14 protein-coding genes are annotated in these 13,228 nt (G+C 34.4%); 8 read left to right on the forward strand and 6 right to left on the reverse strand.

From position 1 onward, the window contains the following. Window positions 1–19 precede the first annotated feature (19 nt). Entirely contained in the window at window positions 20–712 is a 693-nt protein-coding gene (locus CBP76_RS08855; RefSeq protein ID WP_102196541.1) for a M57 family metalloprotease, read from the reverse strand. A gap of 174 nt (window positions 713–886) precedes the next feature. On the opposite strand from CBP76_RS08855, the gene CBP76_RS08860 reads away from it, so the two are divergent. From CBP76_RS08860 to CBP76_RS08875, 4 genes are all read left to right on the forward strand, one after another. Next, window positions 887–2,842: a PTS sugar transporter subunit IIABC gene (locus CBP76_RS08860; protein ID WP_166667238.1), complete on the forward strand. Its 1,956-nt coding sequence runs from the start codon at window positions 887–889 to the stop codon at window positions 2,840–2,842. Between the two features lie 18 nt (window positions 2,843–2,860). After that, window positions 2,861–3,685: an alpha/beta hydrolase gene (locus tag CBP76_RS08865; RefSeq protein ID WP_102196543.1), complete on the forward strand. Its 825-nt coding sequence runs from the start codon at window positions 2,861–2,863 to the stop codon at window positions 3,683–3,685. Window positions 3,686–3,996: 311 nt separating this feature from the next. Continuing rightward, complete coding sequence (locus tag CBP76_RS08870) at window positions 3,997–4,911, forward strand: DMT family transporter (protein ID WP_102196544.1); 915 nt, start codon at window positions 3,997–3,999, stop codon at window positions 4,909–4,911. A gap of 106 nt (window positions 4,912–5,017) precedes the next feature. Then, window positions 5,018–5,974 carry a DNA-processing protein DprA gene (locus CBP76_RS08875; protein ID WP_102196545.1) on the forward strand — a complete coding sequence of 319 codons (957 nt, stop codon included), beginning with the start codon at window positions 5,018–5,020 and terminating at the stop codon, window positions 5,972–5,974. 73 nt (window positions 5,975–6,047) lie between these two features. Here CBP76_RS08875 and budA read toward each other — a convergent pair whose 3' ends face one another. Both budA and alsS read right to left on the reverse strand, forming a co-directional pair. Beyond that, entirely contained in the window at window positions 6,048–6,758 is a 711-nt protein-coding gene (budA, locus tag CBP76_RS08880; RefSeq protein WP_102196546.1) for an acetolactate decarboxylase, read from the reverse strand. Window positions 6,759–6,776: 18 nt separating this feature from the next. Next, on the reverse strand, window positions 6,777–8,456 hold the full coding sequence (alsS, locus tag CBP76_RS08885) for an acetolactate synthase AlsS (RefSeq protein ID WP_102196547.1): 1,680 nt from the start codon (window positions 8,454–8,456) through the stop codon (window positions 6,777–6,779). Between the two features lie 115 nt (window positions 8,457–8,571). On the opposite strand from alsS, the gene CBP76_RS08890 reads away from it, so the two are divergent. Then, on the forward strand, window positions 8,572–9,000 hold the full coding sequence (locus CBP76_RS08890; protein WP_102196548.1) for a MarR family winged helix-turn-helix transcriptional regulator: 429 nt from the start codon (window positions 8,572–8,574) through the stop codon (window positions 8,998–9,000). Window positions 9,001–9,111: 111 nt separating this feature from the next. Beyond that, window positions 9,112–9,363, forward strand: a complete 252-nt coding sequence (locus CBP76_RS08895; protein ID WP_102196549.1) for a hypothetical protein — start codon at window positions 9,112–9,114, stop codon at window positions 9,361–9,363. 28 nt (window positions 9,364–9,391) lie between these two features. Here CBP76_RS08895 and CBP76_RS08900 read toward each other — a convergent pair whose 3' ends face one another. Together CBP76_RS08900 and CBP76_RS13200 are read right to left on the reverse strand one after the other, a co-directional pair. After that, entirely contained in the window at window positions 9,392–10,072 is a 681-nt protein-coding gene (locus CBP76_RS08900; RefSeq protein WP_102196550.1) for a metal-dependent transcriptional regulator, read from the reverse strand. A gap of 20 nt (window positions 10,073–10,092) precedes the next feature. Further along, window positions 10,093–10,254 (reverse strand): hypothetical protein, encoded by a 162-nt coding sequence (locus CBP76_RS13200; protein ID WP_166667239.1) that lies wholly within the window; start codon window positions 10,252–10,254, stop codon window positions 10,093–10,095. Window positions 10,255–10,626: 372 nt separating this feature from the next. Between CBP76_RS13200 and CBP76_RS08905 the strand changes: the two genes are divergently transcribed. Together CBP76_RS08905 and CBP76_RS08910 are read left to right on the forward strand one after the other, a co-directional pair. Then, a complete protein-coding gene (locus CBP76_RS08905) occupies window positions 10,627–11,067 on the forward strand; it encodes a universal stress protein (protein ID WP_102196551.1) in 441 nt (146 codons plus the stop codon). Window positions 11,068–11,103: 36 nt separating this feature from the next. Next, window positions 11,104–12,762, forward strand: a complete 1,659-nt coding sequence (locus CBP76_RS08910) for an Nramp family divalent metal transporter (RefSeq protein ID WP_102196552.1) — start codon at window positions 11,104–11,106, stop codon at window positions 12,760–12,762. A gap of 36 nt (window positions 12,763–12,798) precedes the next feature. Here CBP76_RS08910 and CBP76_RS08915 read toward each other — a convergent pair whose 3' ends face one another. Next, window positions 12,799–13,209 (reverse strand): peptide deformylase, encoded by a 411-nt coding sequence (locus tag CBP76_RS08915; RefSeq protein WP_102196553.1) that lies wholly within the window; start codon window positions 13,207–13,209, stop codon window positions 12,799–12,801. Window positions 13,210–13,228 lie beyond the last annotated feature (19 nt).

The following is a 13,228-nucleotide window of genomic DNA, read 5'->3' on the forward strand; positions in this document are numbered from 1 at the left end:
GATCATTAGAAGAGCTTTTTTAACGATTATAGATATTTTTTAATCCGTTTAAATCAGCTTCAGATAGTTTTGAAATACCTTGATCTATGGGATACATAACTGAATTAGTGTAAGAACTATGGGCCAATCCTAAAGCGTGACCCAATTCATGCATAGCAACTGAATCTTTAACCGACATATTAGGATAGGTTAGATTTAGACCAGCTCGACCACTGTTTATAGCATAGTGATTAAGTTGTAAGGCTGATGGACCACCATTACCTAATTCAACTGTACTAGAAGCAAAATTATCGATTTTTTTATGGTAGACGAAGAAGGTGATGTTGTTTTGATTAGTTCCTTCATTGCCGGGAATCAATTTGACGATACCGGTATTGTTATATTCATTAATAGCATTGAGAAAAACCTGCCTAACTGATTGAGGTACGTTATCCTTAAAATGATAATAATACGTATTGGATGTGGTCATATCTTTCAGTGGCGATTCTGTTGGGGTTGTTACTTTTCCAACTTGACTGTCAGTCGTAGTCTCAGTCTTACCATTGATTTTATTGTTGATATTAGCCGTCAATAAATAAAAGTAAGGTTGTAATTTATTATTAGTTTTTTTAATTTCCTGTTTAACGTTAGGAACAATTTGGGGATTGGTTTCAACAACGACAAATGCTGCTGCTAATAGTACCAACCAGGTGATCCATGAGTTTTTCCGCATATTGTCTCCTTAAATATTATTGATGTAATAATAGAGTCTTAATCAATAATTGTCCACTATCATGTCTAAAAAATAATTAAATGTTTTATTGAAAAGATATTTTGTATATAAATTGACGTAAAAGATGTTTAAACATATAATGTAAGCGCGATCAAATATAACTTTTCAAAAGGGATGATTATTATGACTGAGCAAGTATTATTATCGTTAAGTACACCAGTTAATGGCAATTTGCTAGCATTATCGAAAGTTAAAGATCCAGTCTTTTCACAAGGCTTAATGGGACAGGGTTTTGCTGTTGAACCAATAGACGGCAAGGTGGTTGCACCAGTTGATGGAGTCGTGACAGTAATTTCTGAGACCAAGCATGCACTGGGAATCAAAACTAATAATGGAGTTGATGTTTTAATTCATATGGGTATAGATACCGTTGAATTAAAAGGTAAACCATTTGATGTATTGGTTAAACAGGGCGATCGTGTCACAATGGGTGAAGATATTGTAAAAATGAATTTAAAGATGATTCATGATGCTAAAAAGATACCAACGGTTATTGTGGCAATTACTAATAGTAAAGATATTTTGCAAGAATTAATGATAATTAATTTTGATAAAAATATTCAAGTAGGTTCTGTAGTTGCCGTCGCTGCAATAAAGGATATCAAGAAAGCAGTCACTAAGAATACTAATAATAAGTATGAATTATTGGCTACTAAAATTGTGGACAACATTGGTGGAGCGGAGAATATTAATAGTGTTATTCATTGCATAACGAGGTTAAGATTTTATTTAAAAAACGAGTCCAAGGCTAATGATGAATTGATTGAAAATCTTGATGGGGTAATTACAGTCACTAAAGCTGGAGGTCAATATCAAGTTGTTATTGGACAAGCTGTAAATGATGTTTACGATGCTGTTATTGAACAAATTGGGACACAACATGCTAATAATGATACTTCCGTAATAGATACATCAGCCAAAACTGGAATTTGGGCAAGTATTCAAAAAAGTACTAGCAACTTTATCAGTGTGTTAACAGCTTCAATGATCCCAATTATTGGAATCTTGGCTGGTTCAGGTATTTTGAAAGGAATCTTAGCAGCATTAGTTGGATTCAAAATTTTATCAGTAACTAGTGGTACTTATATTTTGCTGAATGCGATTGGGGATGCAACCTTCTATTTCTTGCCAGTTGTCTTAGGATTCACTGCAGCAAAGAGGCTGGGGTCCGATCCAATTGTTTTAGCAATTGTTGGTGGGATTTTGATTTACCCACAAATTGTTACTCTAGCAGGTAAAACTAGTACAGCCAGTACTAATTTCTTGGGAATACCAACAACATTAGTTTCTTATGTATCATCGGTTTTTCCAATTATTGTGGCCGCTTGGTTGGGAAAATATGTTGAAAGATTCTTGAAAAAAATAATCCCAACATATGTCAGAAGTGTTTTTGTACCAATATTGGAAGCCTTAATTTTAAGTTTGGTTATTATTATTGGAGTCGGACCAATTATTACGGTATTAAGTAAGGGATTATCAAATGGCTTGGTTTCTATTTATAGTTTCAGTCCTACTCTATGTGGTTTGGTCATTGGGGGAGTTTATCAGACTATGGTCATTTTTGGATTACATTGGGCACTTATTCCGATTGTGATCAACGATATTGCCACAAATGGTCATAGCTATATTAATTCAATTCTTTCAATCACAATGGTTGCTCAAGGTGGAGCTGTTCTGGCTGTTTTCTTGAGAACTAAGAATAAACATCTAAAAGAAATTTCTCTAGCAGCTGCGATTTCGGCCTTTTGTGGAGTTACTGAACCAGCTTTATATGGTATAAATTTGAAATATAAGAGAGTCTTTGTAGTCGCAAGTATTGCTAGTGCCATCGGTGGTGGTTTGACGGGATTCTTGAAAGTTAATAATTATGCTTTGTCAGGTGCTTTGATTGGGTTTCCGGCCTTTATAACTCCGGGAGTTGGTATCGGCAGTAATTTTTATGGTTATTTAATTTCACATTATGGAACACTTTTAATTTCAGTAGTATTGGTATATCTGTTCGGATTTACTAATAAAATGTTAGTTAAAAAGAGTGATCCGATGAATGTAGACAATTTGAAGGTTGCTTAATAAGGGAGATATCTAAACATGGAAATGAGAGAATATGATCTCGCTAGCTCTAATCATAAATTTAGAGTAAAAGGTTACTGGCTTGATCAGATCTCAGATTTTGATCAGGAAGTTGACTATCCGGTAATAATTATTTGTCCTGGTGGAGGTTTTACATTTCATTCAGACAGAGAAGAAGAACCAATTGCACTAAAGTTCAATTCATTAGGTATGCATGTAGTAGTCTTAGAATATCAATTAATTGGCAACGAGCCAGTTTATCCCTACGCATTGCAGGAAATGGCTAAAACTATTGATTGGATAAATCATCAACCAGAGTCAAGACATGTAGATAAAAAGAAAATTATTTTGGCAGGCTTTTCGGCAGGCGGACATATTGTGGCTGCATATAATGGCGTAGCAACTGATTCAAAATTACGTACAAAATATCAACTAGATCAATATAGTGGCACACATGCAGCAATAATATTGGGATATCCAGTGATTGATATGACGGTAAAAGGAAGTTTTCCAAATGATGAAAAGATTAGAAGATCCATTAGTCCTGATCCAACCTTGTGGCAAGCACAGAATCTTTTAAACAAAAACTCTAAACCAGCCTTTGTTTGGCAAACAAGAACGGATAAATTAGTCTATGTAATAAACTCATTGATGTATGTAGAAAAAATGACTGAGCTGGGTCTTCCGGCTGAGTATCATATGTTTGGTTCAGGTATTCATGGATTGGCTCTAGGAACGTACGTTACTAAGAAACCTGGAAAGAATAAATACTTGAATGCGGGGGCTTCTAAATGGGTTGATTTGTTCTTGGGTTGGCTACAGATGATGGGATTTTTAGGTTAAATAAAGATATATTGATGATTGAAAAATGAGTCAATATATCTTTATTTTTTTTCGTAAATACATACGCTACGGATTTAAAATTGGAAATTTAAACTAACTATTTTGGAGTGGAATTCTGCCATTCCACAAGCAATTATTATGCCAATTTAATCAATATTAAAATATTTTTGACTATGATGTTATACTAATAACGTTAACCATAAGGAAGGTGAGTATTTATCGTTAATTGACAGCAGTAATATTTCGGCTATTCGCGAGGGTAGCGTAGCAATGAATTCAAAGTGAAATCAAAGCGAAGGGAAATATTACTCATGAAGTCTAAAAGGGTTCTTGGATCTATAGAATTAAGCATTGCTGCTATTATATGGGGAGCAATGTTCGTAGTTGTAAAAATTATCGTTGATGAGGTACATCCAATTCAATTAGTTTGGTTGGAATACTTAGTCTCGTTAGTATTTTTAATTGGATATTCAGTTATAAAGGGAGAAAAATGGCATATCAATTGGCGTGATTTGAAATTGATTTTCTGGATCGGAATAATTGGTAATACGATTTCTCTTGTTGCCCAAGAAATGGGAACGGGTTTGTCAAATGCCCAAACCGGATCTGTTATTACATCAACTATCCCAGCATTTATGATTATTTTTGGATGGTTGATTTTGAAGGAACGACTTGATAAAGTTAAAATCTTTTCAGTCATTATTGCTATTTTAGGAGTAGTGATGATTGTTGGATTAAAGATGTCTGGTAGCAATGTTATTTTGGGAGTAATGCTTTTGGTACTTACTGCTATAACTTGGGCCTTGATGTCAGTTTTAGTCAAGAAAGTAAAGACATACAGTTCTTTACAAATTACTATTATGTCAACCGTAGTAGCTGTAGTTACTCTGACGCCATTTATTTTGAGTGATACATCATCACTTACAAGTATCAATTTCCTAGATCCTAAAGTTATTTTTAGTTTGCTTTACATTGGGGCAGTTTCAACTGCTGTAGCCTATGTTATGTGGAATAAGGGTCTAAAAGTTATTAGCGCTAGTTCTTCAGGTTTGTTTTACTTGATTCAACCGATCGTAGGTTCATTTTTAGGATGGTTGTTATTGGGAGAACAAATTTCAGTCGGATTTGTGATCGGCTCGGCTATGATCTTAGCCAGTGTCTGGATCTCAGTTAAATTCGATGGTTCCAGTGAAGAAGCAATTGTTAGTGCTGGTAGTGGAATTTAAATTAAAAATAAACTGTAAACGAATTTCTTTTAGAAGTTCGTTTTTTTTGTTGCTGTAATTTTTGTATTTCTAGATACTATAGTTAAAAATATCAAAGGAAAATTTGATGGACCCTAAAATACAATTAATGTTAGCTTGTCTAAAAATAAGACATGTTGGAATGCAGTCAGTTAGAAGATATTTGGATACAGTGATTGATGCCGAAGATGTGCTTGAGAATTTTGATTTATTGAAAGATTCTAATGTGATCACAATGAGGAATGCTGTAACCAGTGGGATTCTAAATCAAGAAATTTGGAAGAAATATGTAGATTTATCATTTGAAGAAGGTCTAAAAGCTGAAAAGAAGAAAATTCAAATTATTAGTTATCGAGATAAAAATTATCCTAAAAATTTGTTAACTTTGAAAAGATATCCACCGGTTTTATACGCTAAGGGAAATTTGGATTTACTGAATCACCCTAGGAGTGTGGCAATAGTAGGTACTAGAAAACCGACTTTTTTTGGTAAAGAAATATGTTTAGAAATTTCTAAAAGATTTACCCAAATTGAAGACTATGTAATTATTAGTGGTTTGGCAAAAGGTTGTGACACTTATGCTCATCAAGCTGCCATGGAAACAACCAAGAAAACTATTGCAATTTTAGCATCAGGTCTAGATCAAAATGTTTATCCAAAACAAAATCAAAAGATGGCTGAAGAAATTGCTGAAACTGGGGGACTATTACTTTCTACTAATGCCCTAGGTATTAAGACTATGCCACATCTATTGGCTGCGAGAGATGAATGGCAAAGCGGTATTAGTGATGGAACGATTGCAATTGAGACGACTTTAAAAGGAGGAACGAATATTGCTATGAAACAGGCATTGATCCAAAATCGTCCTTTAGCAGTTGTAGATTATTCTCATTGTTTCGGTGAACAATCGTTACAGAAGATTCCTCAAACATTAGGAAATCAAAAATATTTGCAAGAACATTGTGCATTTGGAATATACTCCGAAAAAAGTTTTGATGATTTTGAAAGAAGAATGCACGAAGACCATGCTAGACGTTTTTGGTAGTGTTAATTTTGTATAGTAAAAGCCGACCCAACGACCATATTAAATGGTGGTGGATCGGCTTTTTTTCTTATATTTAACTTTCAGCCTTATGAATTTCTCCTAGGATATCCCAATCAGAAAAATCATAATTCATATAATCAGTATTTTTTGTTGGCAAATGTTGTTCTAATGTATCAAATTGTTGAATTTCGACTTTACCAGATTCAACTGTGAAAGATAGAACGTGGCCACCGAAATCGTGCTTATCCGATAGAAAATGATGATGAAACCCACCAACTGCGGCGCCATCAAAAATCTGAGGAGCATAGTAACTCAATAGAGTTCCTTCAACGGAGTCTTTAGAAAAAACACTTTGATCTTCAGCAGTTTTGCCTAAAGTAGCATATGGTTTATGTGACTTAGGAACAGCTCTAGTTTTGATATTAGTAAAGGTTCCATGGACTTTGATGGAGAAAAAGGTATTAGAACTAGTCATTGAAATAATTTTTTTATCTAATTCCTTTTGAGATATATTTTCTACATTAGTTAAAGATTGATAATTAGCAAAGTGACTGTTAGCAAATGGTAATGTAAAGTCATCTTTAACGATATTAACATTACCGTCACTATCGACTTGGTAGGGAATGCCGTCAAGAATAATTAATTCGCCATCAAGTCCCTCGCCAGTCCCAATACCGGTATCGCCGTGTTTCAATAGATCTTGCATGGTAATAGTTCCATCTAGTAACCCAGGGACTAGTAACGCTAGGGTACCATGCTGATAAAGTGTGTTTGTATTCGTCATAATTAATTTCCTTTCTGATTAGTTCAAAACATCGTCAACAAGTTTGGATGCTAAATTAATATTATCTGAATAATCAACTGGAATATGAATAACTACAGGTCCTTCAGTAGCAAAAGCTTTTTTTAAGGTATCCTCTAAATCTTCGGATTTTTCGACACGCATACCAGTAGCACCAAAACTTTCAGCATATTTTACGAAGTCAACGGGTCCTAATTTAACACCAGCATCATGACCATATTTAGCAATTTCTTGGAAACGAACCATGTCATAATAGCCATCATCCCAAATTAATTGAACAATGTTAAGATTTAAGCGAACGGCAGTCTCTAATTCTTGTCCAGAGAATAGAAAGCCACCGTCACCGGCTACTGAAACTACTGGTTGTTCAGGACGTTCAAGGGCGGCTGCAATGGCCCATGGTAGAGCTACGCCTAATGTCTGCATACCATTACTGAATAACAAGTGTCTTGGTTTATAACTTCTAAAATGACGTGCCATCCAAATATAAAGGCTTCCAACATCAACTGTTACAGTTGTATCGTCATTAACTTGATCTTGAAGAGCATGAATGATTGCTAGAGGATGGATACCATTTTTATCAGAATGATTTTCAGGAATAGCATCTTTTTTAGTGAACTTTTCTTGTTGTTCAGCTAAGTGTTTGTGCATGTCTTCACCGAGATCAATATCACTAGGCAATTGTTCACTGATTTCGTCTAAGGTCTTGGCAATATCTGCTTGAACAATTAAATCTGGTTGGTAGTCATTAGTGATTTCGGGTGCAATGCTATCAAGGTTGATGATTTCGCCAGTTCGTCCAACATTCCAATTACGTGCTTCATATTCAATTGGATCGTAACCGACAGCGATGATCAAATCGCTTTCCTTCAAGATAGTATCACCGATTTGATTGCGGAATAATCCAACCCGTCCGTAATAATTCTTTTCTAGATCTTGGGAGATAACTCCAGCTCCTTGGAAAGTTTCGACAACTGGGATTGAGAATTTATGTAAAAATTTATGAATTTTATGAGTAACTTCATTGGTAGATGAACGCATACCAGCTAGAATTACTGGTAATTTTGCATTTTGGATTTTTTTAATGATCTCGTTAACAGTTTCCTGATCAGCTCCGCCTTGTTCAATTGGAGATAAGTGCTTGATTGTATTTCTAGTTACGGTATCGTTTAATACATCTTGAGGAATTGAGATAAAAGAAGCACCTGCTTTGGGAGCAGTAGCATTTTGATAAGCATTAGCAAATGACTCTGATAAGTTGTTAGCATCTTGGACCTCAACACTGTCTTTGGTAGCTGCTGAAAGTAACTCTTTACTTGAAATACTTTGATGAGTTAAACGCGCAATATCATTTCTGGGAACTTGACCACCTAAAGCAACAACTGGATCACCTTCAGCAGTGGCAGTAATTAATCCAGTAGCCAAATTAGAAACCCCGGGGCCAGAAGTGGTAGCGACAATTCCAGGCTTACCAGTCAGGCGTCCAATACCAGCAGCAATAAATGCCGCATTTTGTTCATGGCGGGTAATGATCAACTTGGGGGTCTTAGGATCATCGCTGTGTTCTAGAGATTCAAATAGTTGGTCGATTTTGGCACCAGGTAATCCAAAAACATATTTGACTCCTTGATTGATCATTGTTTGGATAAGCGCTTTAGCACCATTGATTTTTTCTGTCATTGTTTCCAACCTCTTTTTTAATTAGTTTTGTTCTATAATTATTAATTATAGGTAAAAAATAAATCATTCGTGTTGATTTGTCAACACAGAAAGCTTTTCACTGGAGTGAAAATAAATGAAAAATATCGGCTATTTAGCACAGGACATTTCTATTTTACATAGACAGTATTATAAGGACACCAGAGAAAAGTTCAGTAAAATCAACTTAAATCCAACGGCAGCATGTATTCTTTTGGCTGTAAGCGATTATGAAAATATTAGTCAAAATCAAGTGGCCCGTTCATTGGTAATTGATAAGGGTTTGGCAACTCGGGAAATTAATAAGATGGAGAAATTGAACTATCTTACCAAGGCTGACGGTGCGGGTAAGACTAAGATCTTGAATTTAACATCTGAAGGACAGAAGATCGTTGATACGGTTCAGAAAATTCGCAGTCAGTGGTGGGAAGACCGTTTTGCAACGACGGGAATATCACCAGATAGTCCGTTAGTTTCTTCCATTGAAGCAGTTGTTTCATCAATTGTTGGTCCGGTTCAGGAATAAAATAAAAATACTTATATTATTATCATTAGACACAATGTGACCACATATCGTTATATTATTTAATTGAGGAATTGATTTACAATAATATATTATTTTTGAGGTTATAGGATAATGAAGAATGAAGTAGATTATGATTTATTGAATAAATCATACAAAGAACTGGTTGATATCGTTGGTATGGAAAATATGTTAAAGATTAGAGATAACTTTGGCGGTATACAACTGCAATTGCCCATGAGATTATATGATCCACAAGCAATAAAAATAAAAATCAAAGATAAAAATCTCACTGCCAAAGAGGTTAGGGAACTCTCAATTAAATATGGCTTATCACCACGTTGGTTTAAACAATATGGTAAATAAAAAATCGTAAAATAAATTAGTTTGATTTCTAATTTATTTTACGATTTTTTATTTCGTCAGGAATATTTTTGATGCGAATCATTTTAGTAATGTTCTTAGGTAAAATTTGTTTTAGACCAGTTCTTAAATTCAAAACAACCATTGAATGATCATAGTTATTAAGATTAATGATTTCTATCGTATCGTTTAATTTGATGTCGATATTTTCAAGCGTTTTAAAAAGATAATTATCTTCTGTAAAGTTGATTATTTGTAGTTTGGTGTGGGGAGTATTTTGACCAGACAGTAATGAACCCTTGGAGAATTTTGGTATCTCACAATTAATAGGAACAACGTTTCCATGTGGACAAACAGTTGGATAATCAAGATAAGTATTTAATCTGTCTATTAGTAATAAATCGGGATGCTCCGATAAGCTACAAGACTTTTCATAGATATCATTTATTGGAATATTAAGTTTCTCGTAAAGCCAAATTTCAATTAGACGTTGTTGTTGAATTAAGGGAATAACTGAATTTAGTCCACGTTTGGTTAATTTGGTACCATAGTATTTTGTATATTTAACTAAACCTAGTTTTGACAAATGCTGAGTTCTATCGGAAATGGAAGCTTTGCTAACATTAGCTTTGATAGCTAAATCAATATTATTGACATTTTGGAAACTTCCGCCTAATTCAAATATTAATCTCAAAAAATTTAAATCATTCAAGGTTATTCACCGCTTTTATTTTATTTGGATACATTCTTTTTAAAGATTTGATTATCTATTAACAATAAGTTAGTAAAAATTTTTGAATACATACCAACTAGTATCTCGGAGGTTATCCAGCTATCTGATGAATAGCTTTGGCTGTTGTAATTATTAATCGTTGAATGTGTTTTATTTTTCATGATTATTCCTCTTAAATAAAATATATATTTTTTTAGTTAGCCCTACCTAATAAAAGATGGCAAAATGCCCTTTTATAACAAAAAGAGCTTACTCTTTTACATATGGCATTTTCAATATATCATAATTTTTTTAAATGTAATAGTTAAGATAGGGGTAATAACTCGATTTTTAATGTTATAAAATTGCTGATATTCCCTTTATAACATGGAAGTAACCGATTACTTAAAATTACCACAAATAAATACAATTTGAATATTTTTATTAGGTGACCTTAAAAAATAGTTTACATAGTATTAAATTGGGGTAGAATGGATTTTGGAAAGACGAGTAGTTAAATTCCGTTTGATAAAAATGAATTGGAGGACTGACCAATGTCAAAACAAAATAACACATTTGAACGTGTTTTAGTTGGGGTTGATGATTCGGCAGATGCGCAGTTAGCGTTTAGATATGCCATGCATCGTTGCATCAAAGATAATTCAACATTGATCATTACATCTATTTTGGAAAGTAATGAGATGAACGTTTACCAGGCATTGAGCAATGATTATGTTCACGGTGAACGTAAAGAACTTGAAGAGCATTTGAAATCGTATCGTAAAGTTGCGATTGAAGCCGGTGTAAAAAGGGTAGAACTGGTAGTTGCTGAAGGAGATCCTGGTGAGACGATTGTAAAAGACGTCATACCAGCATCAAACGCTGATTTATTAGTAATTGGTTCACTTTCAAAAAAGGGAATCAGAAAATACTTTGGTTCTCAAGCAGCTTATATGGCGAAATATTCACCTATTTCAATAATGATTATTCGCTAGAGTTTATTTGGAAATTATAAAGAGGAGATTAATACTATGGCAGAAAAGCATAAGTTAATCGAGTACGCTAATGGTCCTTCTTTACAGGAGATCAATGGGACTGTTGATGTACCAAGAGATAAAGGTTTTTTAAAGACATTATTCGCATATTCAGGTCCAGGGGCATTGGTTGCCGTTGGTTATATGGACCCCGGTAATTGGTCAACATCGATTACTGGTGGACAAAATTTCCAGTATTTATTGATGTCAGTTATTCTTTTGTCTAGTTTAATAGCCATGTTATTACAATATATGGCTGCTAAACTAGGCATTGTGAGTAAGATGGATCTAGCCCAAGCCATTCGTGCTAGAACCAGCAGATCATTAGGTATTATACTTTGGATATTAACTGAGTTAGCCATTATGGCAACTGATATTGCCGAGGTTATCGGTGGTGCCATTGCTTTGTACCTATTGTTCCATATTCCATTAGTAATTGCCGTATTCATTACGGTTGGTGATGTTTTGGTATTATTGTTATTAACAAAGATTGGTTTTAGAAAAATTGAAGCAATTGTTGTATGTTTAATTTTAGTTATTTTATTCGTATTCGTTTATCAAGTAGCATTATCTAATCCTAACTGGAGCGCTGCTTTTGCAGGATTAGTTCCAACTGGTAAAACATTTGCAAAGAGCCCTTCAATTGGTGGACAGACACCATTGATTGGTGCATTAGGAATTATCGGTGCCACAGTTATGCCTCACAATTTGTATCTTCATTCAGCCATTTCTCAAACGAGAAAGGTTGATCATGCTGATGAAAAGTCAGTTGCTCAAAATGTTCGTTTCTCAGCTTGGGATTCAAATATTCAACTTACAGCTGCATTCTTCGTTAATGCTTTGCTATTGATTATGGGTGTTGCTGTATTTAAGAGTGGTGCTGTTAAAGATCCATCATTCTTCGGGTTATATACAGCTCTATCAGATACATCAACTTTGAGTAATGGTGTATTGATTGCTGTTGCCAAATCTGGTATTTTATCAACATTATTTGCTGTAGCCTTGCTTGCTTCAGGTCAAAATTCAACAATTACTGGTACTCTAACCGGACAAGTTATTATGGAAGGCTTTGTTCATATGAGAATGCCTTTATGGTTACGTCGTTTGGTAACACGTTTGATCTCAGTTATTCCTGTTTTGATCTGTGTTATGTTAACAAGTAATAAGAGTATGATTGATGAGCATGTGGCTTTGAATAATTTGATGAATAATTCCCAAGTATTTCTAGCCTTTGCATTGCCATTTTCAATGTTGCCATTATTGTTGATGACTGATAGCAGTACTGAAATGGGTAATAAGTTCAAGAATGCTCCTTGGGTCAAAGGCTTCGGTTGGTTGTCAGTTATTGCATTGACGTTCTTGAATCTTTACAATATGCCTAGTCAAATCCAGGCATTTTATGGAGACAATATAACGGCGGCACAAACAACCCAAGCTAATATTATTGCTTATGTCCTAATTGCAGCGGTGCTTGCCTTATTAATTTGGACAGTTGTTGATATGCATAAGGGTAATGAAAGACTCAAGAAGGCTTTGGCAAAAGAGAATGTTTCATCAACTTATGAGCATTTGGCTAAGATGTCGGCTGAAGCTGGTTCTGATGAAGAATTTGATAGAGAAGCTACTGCTGAAAGAAATGCAGAACAAAGAGTTTAATATAACAAAAAACGACCCTTTCAGGTCGTTTTTTTGTTATATTAAGATTCCTTCACAATGATCAATTTCATGTTGAATAATTTGTGCAATGAAGTCAGCAAACATTTGAGTATGTTCTTGGAAATTACTATCAAGATATTTAACAGTAATATTTTGATAACGCTTAGTTTGACGTTGACCAATTAACGAAAGGCAACCTTCAGTGGTAGAATACTCACCAGATTTCTTTATAATAGTAGGATTTATCATAGCAACGTCCATAATTCCCATTGAGAAAACAATTATTCGCTTATTAATTCCAATCATATTGGCGGCCATGCCAACACAATCCTTTGAATTTGCTTTGAGAGTGTCCAAAAGATCAACGACGACATCGTGGTCTGATTTTGTTGCTAGTTCGGCCTTTTGAGAAAGAAAATTAGTATCATGATTGATTGGTTTTATCATTTTACGCTCCTGATATTGA

The organism is Companilactobacillus nuruki (assembly GCF_002872255.1).
GTDB classification, from domain to species: domain Bacteria; phylum Bacillota; class Bacilli; order Lactobacillales; family Lactobacillaceae; genus Companilactobacillus; species Companilactobacillus nuruki.